The organism is Bacillus mobilis, from assembly GCF_001884045.1.
Classification (GTDB): domain Bacteria; phylum Bacillota; class Bacilli; order Bacillales; family Bacillaceae_G; genus Bacillus_A; species Bacillus_A mobilis.
This window is the reverse complement of the sequence record NZ_MACF01000055.1, coordinates 42,394-65,544: the sequence shown is the minus strand read 5'-3', so window position 1 is coordinate 65,544 and position 23,151 is coordinate 42,394. Positions and strand designations below refer to the sequence as shown.

Genomic DNA, 23,151 nt, shown 5'->3' with positions numbered 1-23,151 from the left:
GAATAAAATAAATGAAATCTATAAAAACACCCCTGATTATATGAAAAGTTTGGGGTGTTTTTATTGACATAAACTGCTAATGTTCATGCATATGTTGCTCATGTTTGGATGAGGATGGAGGAGTAAGTTCTGGGAATGTAATGAATACAGTAAGAACAACTACTACGCTAATTGAAAGTAGTAATAGGAACCTACGGTGAATATAGGAAGAAAAAGTTTCTGACAAGAATTGAATGATACATGAAGTTGTAATGGCTATGGTAAGCAAGAGACTAATCAGGAGTATACTGTGTGCTTGTTGAGCATTCAACATTTCTGTAATCATTGCTCCCATCATACCTGCCATTAATCCAGAAAACATGCCTTCTAAAGCAGAATATAGATGAAAACGTAGGCCGACTAAAAGACCGATAATACTACTAATCAAAATAGCAAGCAAAGTAGAATATAGTAATTCACCTTTAAAGATAATACCTAAATAAAATCCTATACTTAAACCGATACACATACTAAAAGACATAATAAATACCATATACTCCATTAGGGTACCTTTAGATTTAGAAATGTATGTTGTAACAATAACTGATATACAACAAAGCGTTAGGATAGTTAGCGTATAGGTGGACATAATGATACCTCCCTGTCCTTTTATTCATTTCATCATATGTTTAAATGTGGAGTACTTATGCCTATATGTATCTGCAAATTATCTGCATAATCTATGAAAAGTATTTACTTTATTGTGTAAAACAAATATGATAACTTCATTATAAACCGTAATGATAACGATTTATAATGAGATTGAATTCATATATATGATTAGGAAGGAAGAACTTTATGCGAAAGTTAATAAAAGTATGTATTTCTTTATTATTGGTAATTAGTCTTTTTAGTGCATGTGGTGTTAAAAAAGAGAATACGGAAAAAGGGCAACAAAACAGGGTGAAATCCGATAAATTACAAATATATACTACCATTTATCCACTTCAATTTTTAGCAGAGCAGATTGGAAATGGTTATGTAGAGGTAGAAAATATTACTCCTCCAGGAACGGAAGCACATTCGTTCGATCCTACTCAAAAGACAGTGGTGAAAATCGCTCAAAGTGACATGTTTATTTATAGTGGTACGGGAATGGAGGGTTTTGCAGACAAAATTAAACAAACAGTAAAAAATGAGAAGGTTTCAATTGTAAAAGCAGCAGAAGGTATTAAGCTGATTAATGCAAAAAATACTGAAGTACAAGAGGGAAAACAAGAGAAAGAGCTAGATGTAGACCCACATGTTTGGTTGGATCCTATACGAGCCATTAAAATGGCTGAAAATATAAAAGAGGCTCTAATCCAACTGAAACCTGATGCGAAAGACGATTTTGAAAAAAACTTCAATGCATTAAAACTAAAATTAGAAAGTCTAGATCAAGAATTCAGAGATATAGTTACAAAGGCTCCAAAAAAAACCTTTGTTGTCTCCCATTCTGCATACGGATATTGGGAGGATGTATATGGACTGAAACAAATTGGGATTAGTGGACTATCTCCTACTAATGAGCCATCTTCTCAAAAGTTAAAGGAGATTATTGAATTAGCTAAAGAAAATAATATTTCTTATGTATTATTTGAGCCTAATCTTAGTAACAAGGTTGCATCAGTTGTAAAAAGAGAAGTTGGAGCAGATTCGTTAACACTTCATAATTTAGAGAGTTTAACAGCGCATGAGATACAAAATAAAGATGATTATTTAAGTGTTATGAAATCAAACATACTATCACTTCAAAAAGCATTACAATAAGTATGATTGATAAATGAGTATGTAAGAACCTACTGATCATGGTAGGTTCTTTTTTATGGAATGGCTTTTATTAAAAGTAATAGCTCCCCTGAATTTAATAAAGATTATGGAGTGTATAGAGTGAAGTTATTCTGTTGAAAATACATACAGATTAGTTTATTGGCATATACGTTCTAAAAAAAATTTTAAAAATAGGTTTACATACAGTTGCGTTTTATACCCCCTACCCGTATAATGTATTAAAAGAACAATAAATATTATAAATGAGGTGATATTGATGGGGCATTGTGAAGGCAGTGAGATAAATCCTAAAATGGTTCCTCGAACAGAAGAAGAAATTCAAAATGTTATAAAACGTTTAAAACGTATTGAGGGGCAAGTACGTGGTGTCCAAAAAATGGTTGAAGATAATCGTTACTGTGTAGATATTTTAATCCAAATTTCAGCGATTAATGCTGCTTTAAATAAGGTAGGTTTTTCTTTATTAGAACGTCATACAAAACATTGCGTAGCAAAAGCAATTAACAAAGGGGATGGAGATGAATCTATTCAAGAATTAATGAGTGTAATAAGACAATTTTCAAAATAGGAGGGGTATAAAATGGATAAACAAAAGCATGTGACGCTCGGCGTTACAGGAATGACATGTGCAGCATGTGCAACCCGAATTGAAAAAGTGCTAAATAAAATGGATGGGGTAGACGCTAATGTAAACTTGGCTATGGAAAAAGCAAGTATTAAATATGATCCATCACAGCAAGAAATCTCTAATATAAAAAATAAAATTGAAAACCTAGGCTATAACGTAGCAGAGGAAAAAATCACTTTAGATATTGAAGGAATGACATGTGCAGCATGTGCAACTCGAATTGAAAAGGTACTAAATAAAATGGAAGGTGTTTCAAATGCTACTGTTAATTTAGCTACAAACAGCGCGGTTGTTGAATATAATGAAGGTTTAATTTCTACAGAAAATATTTTAGAAAAGATAAAGAAAACAGGATATAAAGGACAAATACGCAGTGAAGATGTAGATCGTTCAGAACGAAAAGAAGAAGTGATTAAGGCAAAAAAACGTCAACTTATCATTTCAATTATTTTATCCTTGCCCTTACTCTATACAATGATTGGACATATGCCATTTGATACAGGGATACCAATGCCACATATTTTAATGAATCCGTGGTTTCAACTTTTATTAGCAACACCTGTTCAATTTTATATTGGTGGACATTTCTATGTAGGTGCTTACCGTGCGCTTCGAAATAAAAGTGCTAATATGGATGTTTTAGTTGCCTTAGGAACATCGGCAGCGTACTTTTATAGCTTATATGAGGCATTGAAAACACTAGGAAACGCAAACTACAGTCCGGATCTTTATTTTGAAACAAGCGCAGTTTTAATTACATTAATACTAGTTGGAAAATATTTTGAGACATTAGCAAAAGGACGTACAACGGAAGCAATTTCTAAATTATTGAGTTTACAAGCCAAAGATGCACTTGTTGTGCGTGATGGTCAAGAAATACGAGTACCACTCGAGGAAGTAGTTATCGGAGATACGATTATTGTAAAACCAGGTGAAAAAATACCAGTAGATGGTATTGTAACCTCAGGGGTATCTTCTGTTGATGAATCTATGATTACTGGAGAATCTATTCCAGTTGATAAAAAAGAGGGAGACGCTGTTATTGGCGCTACTATAAATGCAAATGGAGTTCTAACAATTAAGGCTGAAAAGGTTGGGAAAGATACAGCTTTAGCAGGTATTATTAAAATTGTTGAGGAAGCACAAGGGTCAAAAGCACCTATTCAGAGATTAGCGGACATCATTTCAGGTATTTTTGTTCCTATTGTTGTAGCGATTGCTGTAGTTGCTTTTATTGTATGGTATTTCTTTATCACACCAGGAGATTTACCAAATGCATTAGAAGTTGGGATTGCAATCCTTGTAATTGCTTGTCCGTGTGCGTTAGGTCTGGCTACACCAACTTCTATTATGGTTGGTACAGGAAAGGGAGCAGAGAAAGGAATTCTCTTTAAAGGAGGTGAATTCCTAGAAGGAACGCATAAAATTAATGCTGTATTACTTGATAAAACAGGAACTGTAACAAAAGGGAAACCGGAAGTTACTGATGTCTTAGAATTTGAAGAAGGTATGTTGGATTATGCCATTTCAGCTGAAAGTGCTTCTGAACATCCATTGGCACATGCCATTGTTGAATACGGAAAGCAACAGGGAATTAACTTAAAAGATTTAGCGCAGTTTTCAGCAATCCCAGGCCATGGTATTGAAGCAAACATTGAAGATAAAAAAGTTCTTGTTGGAACACGTAAATTAATGAATGAACAGTCAATTGAGATATCACAGCATGAAGAAGTTATGAAAGACTTAGAGTATCAAGGTAAAACAGCAATGCTTGTCGCGATTGATGGAAAACTTGCTGGAATTATCGCTGTAGCTGATACAGTAAAAGAAAGCTCTAAGGCTGCGATTCAAACATTAAAAGAGATAGGAATCGAAGTATACATGGTAACGGGGGATAATAAACGTACAGCTGACGCAATTGCGAAGCTTGTTGATCTTGACCATGTATATGCAGAGGTATTACCAGAAGATAAGGCTAAAATTGTAGAAGATTTACAAAAACAAGGAAAACGAGTAGCGATGGTGGGAGACGGCATTAATGATGCACCAGCTCTTGCGAAAGCTGATATTGGTATGGCTATTGGAACTGGTGCAGATGTTGCAATTGAGACTGCAGATGTTACTTTAGTTGGTGGTGATTTGTCACACATACCAAAAGCAATTGAATTAAGCCGTAAGACAATGAAAAATATTCGACAAAATTTATTCTGGGCATTATTTTATAATGCAATTGGAATTCCTGTAGCTGCGGCTGGACTATTAGAGCCTTGGGTAGCAGGGGCAGCGATGGCATTTAGCTCAGTATCTGTTGTTACTAACGCGCTTCGTTTGAAACGTGTCAAAATATAAATTAAATGGAGGGATTTATTATGACTATCACATTAAACGTACAAGGAATGACATGTAATCATTGTAAAATGTCAGTAACAAATGCACTTACAGAGTTAGAAGGAGTACAAAATGTTGAAGTACATTTACAAGAGGGAACTGTAAATGTAGAATATGATGATACAAAAGTAGATGTAGAAAAAATGAAAGAAGTTATTGAAGATCAAGGATATGATGTGATATAAAGATAAGTTTAAGGTCCTACAAGAAAAGGTCACTTTAGTAAAAGTGGCCTTTTAAATTTATAAAGATAAATGTTTTTCATTAGATAATTACTTTACCAATAATCGAGATGTTTGCGAATACATTTATTTTTGGGATACATAATTATATTTAGAGAATACCCAGTTTCAGTATTTGAATTTTTAATAAGAAAGGATGCGAAGGAATGAACTCACAGAGACAAGGCTATGAAGGATGGTGGCAAGGAGGACACCGTGGTTGGCCAGGCGGACACGGTGGCTGGCCAGGAGGACATGGGTATTAAAAAATGCTATAAAATCATTTTTTTACGTAGAGTTTGTACATTTGTATCGTTGTATATTTTCAGTAAGTATATAGTGAAAATAGCAAAAAAATACTGTGAAGTAAGGATTCTATCTTGCTGTTTTCACTATATACGTCATGCTGTCAAAATTATTTTAGAATCAATTGTCCAAAACAATGCAATAGCAAACATTTGAGATACTTGATTAGAAAATTTCAAGCATGAGTGTTGTAAAAAGACTTGAAATTCTAAACTAAATTTACAACATAAAATATTGACTAATCTTTACTTATAACCTGGTTTGTAGGTATTTTTTTGTCTTTTTCAGTGGACAAGAATAGAAAAAATTTTTAAACTATAGACATGAAAGTATAAAATTCCCAAAAATATACTTGTAGATGAATTAACAAAAGAAGGGGGCAGTTAATGTATAAACCACTAGTTACTAATGTTAGTAAAAAGTACGGGAATAACAGATGGGTAACGTATAGCTTTAAATTAAAAAGAGAAGTTTTTTTATTTAGTGATTTAGAATACGAACATTGGTTAATGGTAGAATCAAACCCTAAAGTTATAAATTTTTGTGAACAACCTCTAGTTATGACTGCATGTATAAATGGAAAATCAGTGACCTCTATTGTCGATATGTGGGTAAAATATGAAGATGGAAATGAAGAATTTATAGAAATTAAATATTCCACAGATTTAATCAAACAAAGAGTAATAAATCAGATTTTCACACAAAAATATTGGTGTGCAGAAAATGGGTTCCAGCATCGTGTAAGAACAGAAGAAGATATATGTGTAAATCGAATTTTACTCTCTAATTTAAAGGTGCTTGTTAAGGGAAATAAACAACAAACACAACAAATCGAAACAGATAGATATCAAGTTATGAAGATGCTAAAACATAATAAAACACAAAAAACCACACTTAATTCAATAATTACAGCAACTCAAATCCCCTCAAATAGATTATTAATATCCATTGGACAAATGATTTTAACAGGTGAAATATGCTCAAACATATCTAAAGAGTATTTTGGAACAAATACGGAGGTATGGGTTAATGTCTAAACGGGTCTTAGAAGGTTTAAAAATTGAAGATAGTGATTTAGTTATGGCAAATTGGCCCCAAGTATTAATTGAAAATCTCACCGAAGAGGAATTGAATAAATTTTTAATTAGAAAGAAAGCAATTGATTTGTTTATGACAACAAATACAAAAATATATGAGATAGAACAGCAAGTAGGGATACATAGAAGTGAAATATATAGGCTTATTAGAAGATGTTTAGAAAAGGACGAATTTGAGCAAATAATGGGCTATAGAGGACTAGTTCCCTACAAAAGACTAAAAGATTACAATCGGAATGATTTTCCAATGACTAAAGCAGACTCTAAAAATTTTTCAGGTGCTTTCAACTTACTACTTGATACTTATCCAACTCTAAAAGAATTAATTATTAATTCGTATTTCAGCAAGAAAACAAAGGAGCTTCAAGTTACTGAACCTATTATTAACATCAAAAATCTTCATAAAAAGTTTATAGATGAGTGTCGGCATTTGGGAATAAAAATAACTGAGTATCCATTTAACACAAAAACTTTAGCCAAGAAATCAATCGAACGCTTTGTTAGATCTTTATCTAAATCTCATTTTGTTGATGTTGCAAAACGAAATGGTGATCAAGCATTTATGATTGCAAAAAATACAGGAAAGGGCAATAAAAACAACCCTATGATCATAAGACCCCTTGAACGTGTTGAATTTGATGGTCATAGAATTGATACATCTATTGCTATAATTTTTAAAACACCGGAAGGGGATGAGATAGTAGAAGTAATGAATCGTATTTGGATTCTTTCTGTTATCGATGTCGCCACGAGAGCTGTATTGGGATACCATCTTTGTCTAAATAAAGAATATTCCTCGGATGATGTTCTAATGTGTATTCGCAATGCAATCATACCTTGGAAACAAAGAAAATTAACTATTAATGGATTAAAATACTCTTCATCAGCAAACTTCATATCTAATGCTATACCAGAAGCAAGCTATGGTATATGGGATGAATTCTGTTATGACAATGCAAAAGCAAATCTAGCAAAAATTGTACAAAATAAACTTGTAAATTTAATAGGTTGTTCTATTAACACTGGACCTGTTGCAGTACCTATTCGTAGACCAATAATTGAACGTTTTTTCCGCACTTTGGAACAGAACGGTTTTCATCGACTACCTTCGACCACTGGAAGTCATCCAAAAGATACTAAGAGGAAAAAACCAGAAGAAAATGCTGTTAAATACCGTATATCAGCGGAGCATCTAGAAGAATTAACAGATGTATTAATTGCTGAATATAACGGAACACCCCATGAAGGAAATAATAATCTAAGTCCGTTAGAAGTTTTTCAACAAAGAATAAACCGAGGCATGACAATAACTCAATTATCTCAAGAAAGGAGAAATGAAATGAACTTTTTTTCTTTAAAGGTAACAAGGAAAGTTAAAGGTCATAACAAAGAAGGAAGAAGACCTTATGTTTATTACGAAGGTGTAAAATACTCCAATGAAGTATTACTTCGTTCACCCCAACTAATTAATAAATCACTTGAATTACTTATCAATACAGATGATTTAAGGGTTATAAAAGCATTTTTAACAGATGGCAGCGAATTAGGGAATTTAACTGCTATTGGGAAATGGGGTGTAAATCCACATAATCTAAGAACTAGGAAGGCTATAAATAAACTTAAAAATAATAAAATGATACATTTCAATCAATATGAAGATCCCATTAATGTTTATCAAAATTACCTCGAAAAAGAATCCATAAAAAATAAATCTAGTAGGAATAAACTAGCCAGCCTCAATCAAAGTAAAAAAAATAGAGAAAGCCGATATCCTAGAGAGACCCACATTGAAGAAAATACTATTAAAAATAGCGGGAATTTACAACAAAACCAAATGGAACAATCGAAGAAAAAGGCAAATGACAACCAACAAGTAGATCAAAGAATTTTAAAAAATACTATCATTCTTTAATTTGGAGGCCTCAACATGACGGAAGAATTAGAGTTAGAGCAACTTACTAGTAATAGCATACGCCCCTATATTCCTAAAGGTACACATCCAGTTGAAACAGGTAAATATTTAATTTCAACAAATGAGATAGATAGAATGTATCAAACAGTACTTCAATGGATAGGAAACCGAATACCTGGTGCTATTATATATGGTCGCCCAAGATTAGGTAAAACAAGGGCTATTACTTACTTGATGAATTGTTTGCCACAGGACTTTGGAAACAATATGCCGATTTATCATGTGCGTTGTCGTACGTATAAACGGCCTAATGAAAATTCCTTTTTTGAAGATTTATTACTTGCCGTTGGTCATTCAATTGCTATACAAGGTAAAGCAAATGTAAAGAGAAATAGACTTTTGAAATTTCTTGTAGAACGATCTGATTTTTCTGGTACAAATAAAGTTGTTTTTTTCATTGATGATGCTCAAAGGTTAGTTGAAATACATTACGACTGGTTAATGGATTTGTTCAATGAATTAGAACAATATGGCATAACTTTAACAACAATTTTAGTAGGTCAAAAAGAATTAGTTCATCAAAGATCAGCATTTATAAGTGGAGAGAAATTTCAAATAGTTGGTCGTTTTATGAGTCAAGAATATCAATTTAAAGGAATAAAAACTCCTAGAGATTTAAAAATTTGTTTAACAGGGTACGATGAATATTGTGAATATCCTATTAATAGTAATTGGTCCTTTACTAAATACTTTTTTGCCGATTCTTTCATAAGAGGTCTTAGATTACAAAATTCTGCAGAAGAATTGTTTCAAGTCTTTGTTGATTTAAGAAGGGAACATGGATTATCTCAAAAAGTAGAAATTCCAATGCAGCATATAACTTTAACGGTAGAATATGCATTGAAAAATTTTGGGATTGATAATCTTGATTTAACAACAATAGAAAAAACTCATTGGGAAGAGTCTATTAAGAATTCTGGTTATATTCAATCCGAACTATATCAGACAACATATTAAGACACACTGTAGCGTTAATTTAATATGGAGGATAAGTTATGAACTTTCAATTCGCATGGTCTACTGAGTGGATTCAAAAATACGAGTCTCCATGGGGGATAATAGAAAAATTCAAGTATGCTAATGCTATTAACGGTAATATCGTATTAAAGTTAATAGGAAATGAAAAAGTTAGGAACTTCAAAGAGATTTCAAACGCTGGTAGGCATCACCGGGATTTAATTTATTTCCACGGTGTTGATTGCAAATTAAGTAGAAAAATTCTAGGGGTTAATTTAAAACAATATCATGATTATTTATTAGATAAATCACTTTACCCGTTTGCTATCAATAGGAGTAACATGGATTACAATTTTCATCGGCATTTAAATTATTGTCCAGCCTGTCTAAATACGGGTTACCATAGTATATTTCATCAAATTAAGTTTTTTGATCATTGTTTATTTCATCCCCTTCAAAATTTAATAAGTACATGCCCAAAATGTAAACGATCAATGCCAGAATACTCCATAAACAAAGAAAATATAGATGCATACAATTGTATTTGCGGTCACTATTTTTTAAGTTCAAAGAATATAAGGGGCATTTTTTCTTCATGGAAAAAAGAATTAATCGTTCAAAGTAATTTGGTTAATACATGGAAAGCATTACCTAAACATATAATTAATATGTACCATTTAAGTTACCCTTTTTATAACTACAAAAACAATTCTAAATTTGATAAGAAAAATACGACTCAGCATTTAAAAGAGATTCCTCAACTGCTAATCAGTGCTTTTACAGAAAACAAAATAGATAACTCTCAAGTAATGAATATCTACTCTAATGAAAATATTTTTCAAATCAAAGATAATTATCATCATTTAAGCGCAAGTTATAATCAAATTTTCCCTTATCGTACACATAACTTTAAATTAAAAGAAAAATGTCCCACTGAAAGCATCTTCTTTGAAATTTACAAACAAACCAGAATTATATATAAATCAATCAGTAGATATATCCAAAATAAAATAATTAATATACATAAAAAGTGTATAAGAAATTTTGATGATACATATCAAGATGGCCCTATCTGCCTACATGCTTATGCATTTATATTATGGAAATCTGAATGTGAAGGAAGAAGAATATATCCAAGAATTTTAAACCAAGCTCAAATTCCAAGCTTGTCTGATTTTAGATTTCTTAATGATAAATTTAGTATTTTTCCAAAAGGCCCTTTTATGATTCATTTAAAAGAAATATTAAACACTTTTCAGCAAGAACCTGCTATTAATGGAGAAGGGGGATTTAATTTATTAAAATATAATCTTAGTACTATAAGCTATGTTGTTAACAGAATTACATCATATCTATTAATTGAGCGTTACATTAAATGGTTAGAAGTAATGCATCATCCAAAGGAGTTTGAGCTCTTATATCCAAATGCAGATATTCCTGTGTATCTTATAAAAATCCCTTTAGAGAAGAACGAAAGCATCCACTTCTATTTTCCGAGCGGCCGTTCTAATTATATGGAGAGTCTTGTAATGGATATAGACAAAAAACTAACCTGTTACCCTTAATCTAGCGATAAAGGCATTAATAACTAAAGATCATTATTTGAACTAATCAGTAATATTAAATAGTGATGTATTTTTTATATAAAGGTGCCACTCCATTTTGAATGGATTTCATCAATGTATATTTTGTTTTGGTATTAAAATGGATCAATTTAGTTGTGGCCGTCCTAAATATCGTTCTTGGGATTTAGCTACTGCAATCCTCCCGTTTGTTACTGTCAGTATCCCCTAAATAAAACAAAACACCCTAACTCAAATGTCAGGGTGCTTTGTTATACCTATTTTGTTAGTATCTCATGTGAATAGTTAATACTTACTACTTAGCAACATTCTACACAACAAGGTTTTAATTTTCGGCTATTTCTTCGTCTCTCAAATAGATTAATAACCTTATTTTTATAAGAACTAGTTGAACTAGACTCCAAAGTTTTTGACTGAGTTCTTTCTTTTTCTTGCTTCTGTTTAGCGAACATTAAAAACTCATATTCATTGATCAATTTGATCCCATCCCTTCGTATGAAGATTTAGCCGATTTAGGGTAATAATAGATATTATGAATTTTTATCTTCTTTTTCAGTATTCTTAGAGCAGCAACTTTCTTTCTCACTTTGCTCATCTTTTATTTCAATAATTTCAATGTTACAGCAATCCTTTTCTTTTTTGTCCCTTTTAAAAATTGATAGTAAACCCATAGTTATCATCCTCCATTATAAATTTAGTATTAAGAATAAATAGCCAGAGAAAGTGGCCATTGTAAACACAGAGACAATGAATGCACCAAGTAATTTCTTGTGGAAGATACTCTTCAGCATAATAATTTCTGGAAGACTTGCTCCAGCTCCTCCAATTAGTAAAGCCATAGTTGGCGCAATCGGAAATCCTTTAATAAGTAACGCTTGTGCGATAGGTAGCATTGTTGAGAGACGAATATATAATGGCACCCCCACGATAGCTGCAACCGGAACAACCCACCATTGATTTTGATCTGAAATGAACATTAGGAAATTCATTGGAACAGCTTCTTTAATAATTGCTCCAATTAATGCTCCGATTAGAACATAAAGGATTACAGAACGCATTAATTCAACAGTTTCTCTAACAGATTCTTTTATGTTTAAGGCTAAACTCTTTCTTCTTGCTAAATCTTGTTCAGCAAGATTCCCTTTAACCATAACTTTTTTTACATATTTCTTATAATCACGTTTATCTAAGATCCAGCCAATAATCATTGAGAAGAAGAAGGTAGCTACTGTGTAGATTGCTGTTATTTTTACTCCATATATGTAAGCCATCAATCCTAAAATCCAAGGATCAAGTAGTGGAGAAGTAAATAAGAATGTCATTACTGTTTGAAACGGAATGTTTCGATTTATCATTGTGACAAGTAATGGGACTGTAGAGCAAGAGCAAAAAGGGGTAACAAAGCCAAGGATGGCTCCGGATAGATTCCCGATAAATGGATTTTTGCTGCCCATTAATTTTTCAAGTTTGTCAAAAGGTACATAAGCTTGAATGAAGTTAATAAAAAGTGTAATACCGATAAATAAAACTAATAAGTTCTTACTTAATGATAAAAATTCAAAAAATATTCTTGTCAATGTTTCTGACATATAAATCCCTCCTTAATATATAATTGTTATTTTCAATAGTTGTATTTTGCAACTATAGATTTTAGAAGAAGGAGGCTTTAGCAGCAACTACTTCTTTGCATAGCCTCCAATATTAAATCAATACTTTCTAATACCTGCATACGTTTTTCTTTTGGAACATTTGATAGTATTTCTTCGATATATGTGTTCATTTGCTTTCCAATTTCATTTTCGTATTTCTCACCTTCAGGAGTTAAGGTAATAGATAAATATCTTCGATCTGTAGGAGATTGTGTTCTTTCTACAAGATCCTTATTTACAAGCCCCTGAATGTGACGACTTAATGTACTATTATCTAATCCTAATGAAGAAGCTAATTCATTTAAAGAAGGATTTTTCTGACGTTGTACTTCAAATAAGATATGACTTTGTATAAGAGAAACCCCACAACATTGTGCGCCTTCTTTTTCTAATAAACCAAACCTTCTAATTAAAATTTGAAGCATTTGACGAAGTTGATAAGCTTCTTTTTTATAACCTAAGATATCAGTCATACTTCCACCACTTTTCTAAAGTTATCAATTAGTTGTATTCTGCAACTGTTTCTAAATTGATTGTAAAATACAACTAATCACATTGTCAACACGTATTTACTTTTTTATCATTTTTATTTTTCTGAATTTTTGTTGACTGATGTTAATAATATAGGTATTATTTAGTTAACAAAATAATACATTTTTAAAAAAAGTTAAAAATGTTAATGAAAAGGAGAAATATAATGTTAGCATTAAACGAAAAATTAAATGAGAAATTTGAAGGGTTTTTCAATGAGGTTATTGAGGGGGGAGTTCTGACTGATAAAGAAAAAGTTGTAGCTATTCTTACAGCAGCTACTGTAACAGGTAATGAAAAGTTACTGAAAAGTGCTGTGTTACAAGCGAGACAAATTGGATTTACAAAAGAAGAACTTGGTCATGTAAATGCGATTGCTATTGCAGTAAGTGCAGAAAAAACAAGAAGCCTACTTGATATCAAAGTAGAAACAAAACCAACATCGACTTGCTGTGAATAAGGAGGAGCAATATGAATAACCAGTATGTTCTTGTTATTAGTCCTCGAGATAATGAAGTTGATTTAGTAAAAGAATTAGGTTATGGCGTTATTTTGATAAGAAAGAATATTTCCTTTGATGAAATGTTCAGTGTTGAAGTACCAGTAGAAATTGATCTAAATGATGAAGAAATTGTTGTGGGAAAATGTAAGGAGTTAAGTGAGAAATACAATGTAGTAGGCGTTTACACATTAAACGAATATCGTATTCCACTTGCCGCAAAAGTTGGTGAAATTTTAGAGATTAATTCATTCTTATCCTATGAAACGGCAATTACTTGTCGGAATAAGAAATTAGCTCGTAAAAAGTTAAATAATTCAAATGTAAGTTCTGTGAAATTTATTCTTATTAGGAAACTTGATAACTTGAATGAAAAATTAGAAGGCTTTTCTTTCCCGGTAATTGTCAAACCTTCTAATGATTCGGGAAGTAAGAACGTATATCTTTGTAAAGATTACAATGAAGTTAAACAAGCTGTGGATGTAATTAGTAACTCAAAATTAAATCTAGTGGGACAAACTCTAGATCCTGAAGCAATTGTAGAAGAATATTTAGATGGGCCAGAATATAGCATTGAATCTTATACTATAGATGGAAAAACTACTATAGTAGGTGTTACTGAAAAGGTAGTAACTCCTTTTCCCCTGTCTGTGGAGGTGGGACATAACTTCCCAGCAGTTCTTGAGGAAGATATAGAAACATCTATTCACGAGACTGTAATAAATGCTTTAGATGTTATAGGTGTTGACTTTGGGGTAACTCATACTGAAGTAAAAGTGACAAGTGACGGACCTAAGGTTATTGAGGTTAATGCTAGACCTGGAGGAGATAGAATAACTGATCTTGTAGAGTATGTGACAGGAATAGATTTACGTAGAATAGCATTAAGAATTAACCTAGGTTTACCTATTAAAAATAGTTGTTGCAACAAAGAATTAGTTCCTTCTTCTTCAATTCGCTTTTTAATTGCTGATAAAGAAGGTTACATATCTTTCAATGAAAACTTTAGAGCAGAATCTATTAAAGAAATACACTGGTATGTAAATAAAGGGGAAAGAGTAAATAAAACAACTAGTAACTTTGATCGTATCGGTTATTATATTGTTGATGGTAATAAAAAAGAAAGTTCAAAAAAGATAGCTGATTCGTTGAATGAGTGCTTTGAATTAGCTATTAGTGAATTAGTGGAGATGTAGTTTAGGATGCTTAATGACAATGTAATAAAATTCAAGGCACTGGCGGATGAAACCAGACTCAAGATTCTTTATGAAATTTCACAAAATAATCGATTGTGTGTTTCCGATTTACAAGAAATTTTTAAGATGCCTCAATCTAAGATGTCTTATCATTTAAAGCTGTTGTTGAGTAGCAAAATCATAACAAAACATAATCAAGCGCAATGGTCTTTTTATGAAGTAAATCATGAAGAAATCAAGAAGTTAGTTTCTCCAGCGGTTTATGAAATGTTAATTAAAAGAGCAGTGGAATCAAAATGAATTTCATTGTTCTTTTCCTCCAATATGTTGATCAAGAGAAAGTTTTATGTTTGTAAGGGGAGACAACATGAAAATATATAGCATATTGGAACTTGGGTGATGGATAGAAGGGATATTAAAACTAAATATATATTAAGGATGATGGGGTTTATGAAAGAAAGTGTGTATCAACAACCTATTGAAGTTAGTTCTGGACAGGAAACGGTAATAAATAAGAAGTTTAATTTTACATCCAATCCTTTGACAGGATTGGTACTGGCGTGTGTAATTACAATGGCATTTTATGCTTTGGGTATTTTTCCAAGTTATTCATTTATGAGTTTTATTGGTTTAAGTATTGTAGCGTGGTTAGCCGTAGAGAACGGTGGTAATGATGTTTCGAAAGGTGTTGCACCTCTTGTAGCTGCTGAAATTGCTACGGAAAAGACAGCACTATTATATGGTTCTATAATGACTGCAATAGGAGGAGGACTTTCGGTTTTCTTCGCGTCAAAAATATTAAAGCTATTTACAGAGGGATTAATGAACTCTTCTTATCAACTTTCAGCTACTATGGCATTGGCCATGGCTATTGGGGCAACTTTATGGGTGGCACTAGCTACTAAATTTTCATTACCAGTATCAACAACCCACGCAATTATAGGAGCAGTAATTTTGGTAGCTTGTATATCTCATGGTGTATCCAGTGTTTTATGGGGGAATTTAGTGAGCAAAATTGTATTGCCTTTACTTTTGAGTCCTGTATTAGGTCTTGGAGTAGCCTGGATACTTAATCTATTTGTTAATAAAATTCATATTAATCCTCAAGCTGGAAAGGGTATTGCTTGGTTATCTAGTGGACTTATTTGTTTTGTACGATCTGTTAATGATACTCCTAAAATAGTAGCAATCGCGTTACTCGTAGCAACATTAAATGGATTTCAAGAGGGTGGAGATGAATCACACCTATCCTTATTCCTTTTAGTTACTGTTGCAATGAGTATTGGTAGTCTTGTGAAGGGACTAGCTGTAACAAATTTATTAGCACGTAAAGTAACAAAACTTGATGAAAATAGTTCTTTATCTTCTGTAATAACGACAACTTGCTTAGTAATGTCTTCTAGTCAATTAGGGTTACCAGTATCAACAACACATGTAAGTACTTCTGCTATCATTGGAGCAGGTATGAAGCAAGGAGCAAAAACGATTAATTGGTCTGTAATTAGAGATATTATTTTGTCGTGGATAGTGACTCTGCCAGGGGCTGGTATTATAGCGGTAATTGTATATTATCTTTTAAAAGCAATCATTTAATTTATCTATAAAGTTATATAAATTTATATTTTTTATTAGTTAGCATTTAAATAAAAAACAGTGAATTCAATATGAATTCACTGTTCTTTTTTTACTTAGCAACACTCTTGGTAGTAATAGGCAGATTTCTCGAAGTCTTTCAATACAACATAACAATCTCCAATTTTTTTGCAAATTTGTCTACAAACTTGTTTATTATTTGGCGATATAAACTCGGCAATTTCTTTTGCCTCCATATAATACTTTAGTGCTAATTCTTCATTAGATTCTTCAAGATAAATGTCGCCCAGCAATTCATAAGCTTGTGCTTTATGTTTATTCTTCGATTTAGTTTCAATCGTGTCGAAGCAAATTGATTTTGCTGATTCATAATCTTTTTGAGCGAAATAACTTTTAGCTAATTCGACCTGTACGTTCATAATTTCATTAGGTTTTGCATTGTTTTGAGTATAAAGATTAAGAGCTGTTTTAAATGATAACTGAGCTTGATGAAACTCTTTTTTATAAGAAGAAAGAATACCAAGATTCGTGTATGTTCCTGCTTCATAAAGTTTGTTTTCATTTAGCTTGAAAAATTTAAGAGCTTTTTCATTTGCTTTTTTAGCTTGATCGAAGCGTTGGAGTTCCATATTACAAATACCAAGTGCCATATAGATTTCGCCTGCTTTATAATGAGTTCGTGTTTGTTCGTTTTGTTCAATTGCTTCTTCTAAGAAGTTAATTGCTGAATAATATTCGCTTAACCGACCATGAACAATACCTAAATTAGCAAGTAAAGAAACACGTAGAATTCCACTAATTTGTTCATGAATTATTATTTTATAAGCTCTATTCAGTGTAGAGAGAGCTGTTTCGTGATTGTTAATTCTACTATATAAGTATCCTAGAGAATCTAACGATCTAACAAGTTCATTTACATAGTTACCCTCTTTTAATAAGGAAATGCTTTTTGTAAAGTATGGAATAGCGTGATTGAAATCATGAATATGCTCGTAATATTTACCGTGTATCCAATTCAAAATTCCTTCGTCATACTTATTCACATCTGGGTGATTAAAATAGTTCTTTTGCTCAATAAAGTTCTTAACTTTATCCCATAGATTTGCTGTAGTGTGGTTTTCTGCTGCCTTAATATCTTTTTTTATTTGAGAGAGTGTTAATTCTTTGTTTTCCACAACATCGAAGAAATCCTCTACAGAACAGTTTAATTTATTGCTTAAAGCCTCTAATACTTCATAAGAAGGTTGAATTAATCCCTTTTCTATTTGACTTAAATAACTACGTGTAATAATACCATCGGCTAACTTCTCTTGAGTTAGTTTTTTTTGTTTTCTTAGCTCTTTGATACGTTGACCTAACATATTATAACTCCAATCATATTGTGTTTTACTACTTACTCACTATTATTAACAATTTTGAACAAAAAGTAAATGTAAAATAAATGTTAATAATGTATTGACAATGATTACCTGTTGAATTATGATTTAGTTAAAGTTAGTAACAAAAAACTAATTTTATAAAAATGTTAAAAAGGTTAATAACAGGGGGAAATAATTTATGAAAACAAAAGTTCAATTATTTGGGATGAAAGTAGTTCTTTTTGCAGCAACTGTAGTGTTTTTAATTGATCCAGTATGGCCGTAAGTTAACGTTACAAGAAACTTACGTACTGTGTTATTGGTTGATTATGTATAACAAATGATATTGAAATTGTTGAAGTATGAAATAGGGGGAAAGAAGTTGAATATCTTATTGGTTTCTAATTTTGAAGGAGGATTTCAGCCCAACACAATTGCAACAGCTGCTACACCACTGGTTAAAGCGGGCTTTAATGTAGAAATCCTAGATACATATGTAGAAGGTTTAGTTGAAGAGAAATTTAAAGACAAACAATTGGTTGCTATTTCTGTTCCATTATTTGATGCTGTTACAGCAGGAATTGAAGTGGCGAAAAAAGTAGCTGAGATAAATCCTGATGCTCATATAACTTTCTTTGGGCAGCATGCAACTATAAATGCAAATCGACTTGCGGGTCGTTACAGTGATTCTTGTATAAGTGGGGAATGGGAACATCCTCTAACTTTGTTAGCTAAACATTTATCAGGAGAAACGCAAGAGAGCCTACCTGGAGTTTTAAGTGCAGAACAAGCGATTAAAGGAGAATCAGTTCATCCATATATGGCACGCAATCATCTAGATATTCCTTCAAGACATTTACTTCCAGCATTACATAAATATCCACAAAAACAAATCAATCGTTTACTTGGATCTGATCAAGTGGTTGGATCTACTGAAATTGCAAGAGGGTGTCATCATAAATGTTTATACTGCTCAGTATTTGCCGCTTATGATGGAAAAGTTATTTTAGTTCCAGAAGAAATTGTTTTGCAAGATGTTCGAAACTTAGTAGAGGGCGGCATGACGCATTTAACTTTTATTGATGCCGATTTCTTTAATGCTAAATATCATGGCATTAAGATTTTAAGAAAGCTACACGAAGAATTTCCAGAATTAACTTACGATTTTACAACTCGTGTAGATCACATTCTTGAGAACAAGAAGACACTTGCTGAAATGAAAGAACTAGGAGTTAAATTTATTACTTCAGCTCTAGAATTCCCTTCAGAAGAGGTTTTAGATGCGGTAGCAAAAGATACTTCTGTCGCTGATATTGAACAAGGAATTGCATATTTAAGAGAAATAGATATTAAATTAAATCCTACTTTTATTATGTTCAATCCTTGGACAACTTTTGAGGATTTAACAACATTTAGATCATTTGTAGAAGACAATGAGTTAGGGAATATTATTGATCCAATTCAATATGAAACAAGACTTTATCTATATAAAGGGTCTCCGTTATTGCGTAAACAATCTATTCAAGACTTAGAGTTAACAGAATATGAGTTCCATTACGACTGGAAACATCCAGATTCAAAGATTGACGAGTTATATTTTGAAATGTTGACTCCACCGGAGGAAGGAATCTTTAAAAGATGTTGTTTAAAATGTTAGTGAGATGTGAACTTGTATGAGAGATAAATCAGTCGCGAGTTCTTATGTTACCACTGTCAAATTAGACTCTTTTCGTGAAATTGCGTATTCAAAGGAATTAAAAAGGAAATTATTAGCTGAATTTATCGGAACATTCACACTAGTTTTTGCGGGAACGGGCGCAATTATTGTTAATTCTATAACTCAAAGTTTAACGCACATAGGTGTAGCAATCACTTTCGGGTTAGTAGTTCTTGCATTAATCTATTCGTTTGGTCATATATCAGGTGCTCATTTTAACCCAGCTGTGACAATTGCGTTATTATCGGCTAAAGAAATTTCTAGAAGAGAAGCTATCTTATATATTTTAATTCAAATGATTGGTGCTTCATTCGCTAGTTTATTTTTACTTTCCATATTTGGGGACATTGCGAATTTGGGTGCAACATTGCCAAGTCAATCCTGGACACAAAGTTTCATTCTTGAATTTGTATTAACATTTATATTAATGATGGTTATTTTTGCTTCAGCTACACATGGAAAAGCAACAAAATCCTTTGCTGGGGTTGCCATAGGTTCAACTGTAGCACTTGAAGCAATGTTTGGTGGACCAATTAGCGGTGCATCAATGAATCCAGCAAGATCTTTTGGACCTGCTTTAATCTCTGGTACGTTTGAGTACTTATGGATATACCTAGTTGCAACAACGTTAGGAGCGTTATTAGCAGCAATAGTCTATAAATTTATACATGAACAATAGAAAATAGGGGGAACGATAAATGTCTACAGCAAGACTTGTTTTATTAGGAGGATTTTTAGGAGCGGGTAAGACTACGACTATGATTAAATCAGCGTTAAAGTTAGAAAAGGAAGGTTATAGAGTTGCAATTGTAACAAATGACCAAGGGAAAGAGTTAATCGATACTGAATTAGCTCGTGCAAATGGATTAGAGTCTAAAGAGGTGACAGGAGGCTGCTTTTGCTGTCAATTCGATGACTTATACAATAACTTAAATACTTTAATGAAAGAAAAACAACCAGATGTAATTATTGCAGAGGCTGTTGGAAGCTGTACGGATCTTGCTGCCACTGTTATTCAACCGTTAAAACAGTATTATGCAGATAAGTTTAAGACAGCACCATTAACTATTGTAGTAGAGCCAGCAAGGTTGCTACATGAGCTTAATCTTGATGAAAATACGAAACCGTTCTTCTCTCAATCAGTTAGTTATATTTTTGAAAAGCAATTAGCTGAAGCTGATATTATTGCCTTAAATAAAGTAGACCGCTATTCTGAAGAGGAGATTGCTAAACTGAAAGCATATTTACAACAGAGGTACCCGCAAACTATCATTCAAACTTTTTCTGCTGAAAGAGGAGATAACTTAGAAGCTTTAACTCATACATGGCTGACGACTGATTTAGGCGGAGATAAGGTTTTAGATATTGACTATGAACTGTATGCTGAGGGTGAAGCGCAGTTAGCTTGGATGAATATTTTAGGAGATATCAAAGCAGAGCAAGATATAAACCCTCGTGAATGGGCTGAAAAATTGTTGGATAATCTTAATAAGCACTTTATCCGTGAAAAAATGGCTATCGCTCATTTAAAAGTACATGTAGGATTTGAAGGTGGCTATGTAAAAGCTAGTATGGTTCAAACAGGTGATGCACCTACATTTACAGTTGAAAATGTAAAAGAAGGAAAAGAATTTAGAATCGTATTAAATATTCGTATTGAGGCAACTCCTGCTATCCTTAACTTAGTTGTAGCAGATTCTATCGGTGCTATTAATAAAGAGTTAGGTAGTAATTGGAGTGAAACATACAATGAATGTTTTAGTCCATTACCACCTAAGCCAGTACATCGTTTATATGAGACAGTTTAAGGGGGATATGACTATGAATAAAAATGATTTAATAGAGATTTTTCCTAGCGTTGTTACTAACCAAACTGACTGTTGTGACAGTGATAATAATTCAGAAGAGGGTTGCTGCGAAGAGAGCAATCAATTTTTTGAAGAAAGTTTAGAATTAAAGGAACAATTAAAAGAACACTTCGATAAACTGGTTAATGTTCATTTGTATAACTATGAATTGTCAATGGATCGCGTATTAGCTCAAAAGAAATTAAGTCAGTTAATCCAAGAGCGTGGCTTTGGGAATATTAGTGAAGATTCTGTATTGCGTTACGTTACACCGGCGGTAGTGGTGAATGGAACATTAGTGAGTTTTGCTACAAAGCCTCAAATGGAATCCGTTTTGAAAGTTTTGAATAAATAATTACTTTAAGGTCCTTAGCATATTGACTAAGGGCCTTAAAACGTAGTTATAATATTTCAAAGCAAAATAGTAGAAGGGATGAAAGTTATGGAGTATAGTATTGTTCAGCTAACAGAAAAGGATTGGCCTCAGGTTAGTGATATTTACTTGAAGGGTATTTTAACTAAAACAGCTACTTTTGAGACAGAATGTCCGGATTGGTATAAATGGAAAATGAACCGTGATCTTAAGACATGTATTGTAGCTAAAGTGGATCAAATTATTATTGGATGGGCTTCTGTTAGTAAAATATCATCAAGATGTGCATATGTGGGTGTAGGAGAAACGAGTGTATATGTTCATCCAAACTATATAGGGAATAATGTTGGATTCAGATTACTCAAAGAGCTTGTAGATTTATCAGAGGAAAATAGTTATTGGACACTGCAGGCAAATATTTTTGCAGAAAATATTTCAAGCATAAAAATTCATGAAAAGAATGGATTTAGAATTGTAGGGGTAAGAGAGAAAATAGGGCAGGTAAATGGAATTTGGAAAGATAACATTTTGATGGAGAGAAGAAGTGGTAAGATAGGTCGTTAAATAAATGAAATAAGGTGATTATATGATTATTAATAATGGAAGCCAGCTTAGTGTCGAATACTTTAAATCCTATTTTAGATTAGTTATGAATTCTCAGCAGTGTACTGTTATTGAGGCCAAGGAGATTATTTTTAATAGGATTTTTAGAGGAGATCATACTGCATATGGGAATTATACATTTCAAAACTTCGAGCATGCATATAAAGAAATAAGTAAGATTGATGAATTGATTACAAAATAAGAGAAACCTCATATTTTTCTTTATAGGTGTTGTTTAAATAAAACATTCGCATTAAATCCCTAGAAGCAATAATTTTTTCTAGAAATCAGTTATATTACTTGAAACATATAAGTAATTAGTTATATACTTATATCGAATTCAGTCATGATTTAATATTTATTTTGAATAACTGCATAAGGATTTATTTTTTTACCTAACATATAAGTGTATGCTTATATAATTATTTGAAAGGAGGGATTGCGATGCAACAAACAGTTGTAGAGTTAGCTCAAGTATCAGGTGTTTTGAAGCTACTTGGAGATAAAACAAGACTAACAACCATTGCAATTTTAAATGAGCGTAAATGTTGTGTATGTGAACTTCAAGTAGTATTTGATATGAGCCAACCATCTATAAGCCAACATCTTCGAAAATTAAAAGATATTGGATTATTAAAGGAAGAACGGCAGGGACAATGGATTTACTATTCTTTAAATGAGGAAAGTAGTTTTTATCCAATTATTAAAGATATTTTGCAGCATGTACCTGATCAGAAAGAAAACATTCAACAAATTGAAAAGTGTAATCCAACCCTTCGATGTAAATGTTAGTGTGACAATAGGAAAGGGAAGTGAGAAGA

At 32.3% G+C, this 23,151-nt stretch carries 23 protein-coding genes; 18 read left to right on the top strand and 5 right to left on the bottom strand.

Going from position 1 to position 23,151, the window contains the following annotated elements; all coding sequences use genetic code 11:
- Positions 1-76: 76 nt before the first annotated feature.
- Positions 77-628 carry a hypothetical protein gene (locus BAQ44_RS09080; protein WP_000109258.1) on the bottom strand — a complete coding sequence of 184 codons (552 nt, stop codon included), beginning with the start codon at positions 626-628 and terminating at the stop codon, positions 77-79.
- A 209-nt stretch (positions 629-837) separates the two neighbouring features.
- On the opposite strand from BAQ44_RS09080, the gene BAQ44_RS09075 reads away from it, so the two are divergent.
- The 8 genes from BAQ44_RS09075 to BAQ44_RS09040 all read left to right on the top strand — a co-directional run bounded on the left by BAQ44_RS09075 (position 838) and on the right by BAQ44_RS09040 (position 10,946).
- Positions 838-1,791, top strand: coding sequence for a metal ABC transporter substrate-binding protein (locus BAQ44_RS09075; RefSeq protein WP_001228573.1), 954 nt, complete (start codon positions 838-840; stop codon positions 1,789-1,791).
- Between the two features lie 277 nt (positions 1,792-2,068).
- Positions 2,069-2,380 carry a metal-sensing transcriptional repressor gene (locus tag BAQ44_RS09070; protein ID WP_000509716.1) on the top strand — a complete coding sequence of 104 codons (312 nt, stop codon included), beginning with the start codon at positions 2,069-2,071 and terminating at the stop codon, positions 2,378-2,380.
- A gap of 12 nt (positions 2,381-2,392) precedes the next feature.
- Entirely contained in the window at positions 2,393-4,789 is a 2,397-nt protein-coding gene (locus BAQ44_RS09065) for a heavy metal translocating P-type ATPase (protein WP_000360777.1), read from the top strand.
- A 20-nt stretch (positions 4,790-4,809) separates the two neighbouring features.
- Positions 4,810-5,013 carry a copper chaperone CopZ gene (gene copZ / locus BAQ44_RS09060; protein ID WP_000156565.1) on the top strand — a complete coding sequence of 68 codons (204 nt, stop codon included), beginning with the start codon at positions 4,810-4,812 and terminating at the stop codon, positions 5,011-5,013.
- Positions 5,014-5,741: 728 nt separating this feature from the next.
- Positions 5,742-6,392: a TnsA endonuclease N-terminal domain-containing protein gene (locus tag BAQ44_RS09055; RefSeq protein WP_000277808.1), complete on the top strand. Its 651-nt coding sequence runs from the start codon at positions 5,742-5,744 to the stop codon at positions 6,390-6,392.
- Positions 6,385-8,364: a TnsB C-terminal domain-containing protein gene (locus BAQ44_RS09050; protein WP_000044817.1), complete on the top strand. Its 1,980-nt coding sequence runs from the start codon at positions 6,385-6,387 to the stop codon at positions 8,362-8,364. The genes BAQ44_RS09055 and BAQ44_RS09050 overlap by 8 nt, the downstream gene beginning before the upstream one ends.
- A 15-nt stretch (positions 8,365-8,379) precedes the next feature.
- Positions 8,380-9,381 (top strand): AAA family ATPase, encoded by a 1,002-nt coding sequence (locus BAQ44_RS09045; RefSeq protein WP_000134102.1) that lies wholly within the window; start codon positions 8,380-8,382, stop codon positions 9,379-9,381.
- A 38-nt stretch (positions 9,382-9,419) separates the two neighbouring features.
- Positions 9,420-10,946 carry a hypothetical protein gene (locus BAQ44_RS09040; protein WP_001010919.1) on the top strand — a complete coding sequence of 509 codons (1,527 nt, stop codon included), beginning with the start codon at positions 9,420-9,422 and terminating at the stop codon, positions 10,944-10,946.
- 548 nt (positions 10,947-11,494) lie between these two features.
- Here BAQ44_RS09040 and BAQ44_RS30985 read toward each other — a convergent pair.
- The 3 genes from BAQ44_RS30985 to BAQ44_RS09030 form a co-directional block, all read right to left on the bottom strand.
- Positions 11,495-11,635, bottom strand: coding sequence for a hypothetical protein (locus tag BAQ44_RS30985; RefSeq protein WP_000523765.1), 141 nt, complete (start codon positions 11,633-11,635; stop codon positions 11,495-11,497).
- Between the two features lie 15 nt (positions 11,636-11,650).
- Positions 11,651-12,553, bottom strand: a complete 903-nt coding sequence (locus BAQ44_RS09035; RefSeq protein WP_000005252.1) for a permease — start codon at positions 12,551-12,553, stop codon at positions 11,651-11,653.
- Between the two features lie 77 nt (positions 12,554-12,630).
- Positions 12,631-13,086: a MarR family winged helix-turn-helix transcriptional regulator gene (locus BAQ44_RS09030; protein WP_000129743.1), complete on the bottom strand. Its 456-nt coding sequence runs from the start codon at positions 13,084-13,086 to the stop codon at positions 12,631-12,633.
- 224 nt (positions 13,087-13,310) lie between these two features.
- On the opposite strand from BAQ44_RS09030, the gene BAQ44_RS09025 reads away from it, so the two are divergent.
- The 4 genes from BAQ44_RS09025 (at position 13,311) to BAQ44_RS09010 (ending at position 16,432) form a co-directional block, all read left to right on the top strand.
- The gene (locus tag BAQ44_RS09025) at positions 13,311-13,604 is read left to right on the top strand and encodes a carboxymuconolactone decarboxylase family protein (RefSeq protein WP_000880520.1); all 294 of its coding nucleotides are present in this window, start codon (positions 13,311-13,313) and stop codon (positions 13,602-13,604) included.
- An 11-nt stretch (positions 13,605-13,615) separates the two neighbouring features.
- Positions 13,616-14,839, top strand: a complete 1,224-nt coding sequence (locus BAQ44_RS09020; RefSeq protein ID WP_001064922.1) for an ATP-grasp domain-containing protein — start codon at positions 13,616-13,618, stop codon at positions 14,837-14,839.
- A 6-nt stretch (positions 14,840-14,845) separates the two neighbouring features.
- On the top strand, positions 14,846-15,139 hold the full coding sequence (locus tag BAQ44_RS09015) for an ArsR/SmtB family transcription factor (protein ID WP_000930885.1): 294 nt from the start codon (positions 14,846-14,848) through the stop codon (positions 15,137-15,139).
- A gap of 150 nt (positions 15,140-15,289) precedes the next feature.
- Positions 15,290-16,432 carry an inorganic phosphate transporter gene (locus tag BAQ44_RS09010; RefSeq protein ID WP_000665209.1) on the top strand — a complete coding sequence of 381 codons (1,143 nt, stop codon included), beginning with the start codon at positions 15,290-15,292 and terminating at the stop codon, positions 16,430-16,432.
- A gap of 95 nt (positions 16,433-16,527) precedes the next feature.
- On the opposite strand, the gene BAQ44_RS09005 is transcribed toward BAQ44_RS09010, so the two are convergent.
- The gene (locus BAQ44_RS09005; protein ID WP_000901452.1) at positions 16,528-17,793 is read right to left on the bottom strand and encodes a tetratricopeptide repeat protein; all 1,266 of its coding nucleotides are present in this window, start codon (positions 17,791-17,793) and stop codon (positions 16,528-16,530) included.
- A gap of 379 nt (positions 17,794-18,172) precedes the next feature.
- On the opposite strand from BAQ44_RS09005, the gene arsL reads away from it, so the two are divergent.
- The 6 genes from arsL to BAQ44_RS08970 all read left to right on the top strand — a co-directional run bounded on the left by arsL (position 18,173) and on the right by BAQ44_RS08970 (position 23,122).
- A complete protein-coding gene (gene arsL, locus BAQ44_RS09000; RefSeq protein ID WP_001023736.1) occupies positions 18,173-19,447 on the top strand; it encodes an arsinothricin biosynthesis radical SAM protein ArsL in 1,275 nt (424 codons plus the stop codon).
- Between the two features lie 16 nt (positions 19,448-19,463).
- The gene (locus tag BAQ44_RS08995; protein ID WP_001205149.1) at positions 19,464-20,186 is read left to right on the top strand and encodes an MIP/aquaporin family protein; all 723 of its coding nucleotides are present in this window, start codon (positions 19,464-19,466) and stop codon (positions 20,184-20,186) included.
- Positions 20,187-20,205: 19 nt separating this feature from the next.
- Positions 20,206-21,315, top strand: coding sequence for a GTP-binding protein (locus BAQ44_RS08990; protein ID WP_000100984.1), 1,110 nt, complete (start codon positions 20,206-20,208; stop codon positions 21,313-21,315).
- Between the two features lie 13 nt (positions 21,316-21,328).
- On the top strand, positions 21,329-21,709 hold the full coding sequence (gene vcpD, locus BAQ44_RS08985; RefSeq protein ID WP_001038621.1) for an ArsD-related vicinal cysteine protein VcpD: 381 nt from the start codon (positions 21,329-21,331) through the stop codon (positions 21,707-21,709).
- Positions 21,710-21,796: 87 nt separating this feature from the next.
- Entirely contained in the window at positions 21,797-22,291 is a 495-nt protein-coding gene (locus tag BAQ44_RS08980; RefSeq protein WP_000456785.1) for a GNAT family N-acetyltransferase, read from the top strand.
- Positions 22,292-22,774: 483 nt separating this feature from the next.
- Positions 22,775-23,122, top strand: a complete 348-nt coding sequence (locus tag BAQ44_RS08970) for an ArsR/SmtB family transcription factor (protein WP_001188007.1) — start codon at positions 22,775-22,777, stop codon at positions 23,120-23,122.
- The last annotated feature ends 29 nt before the right edge of the window (positions 23,123-23,151 follow it).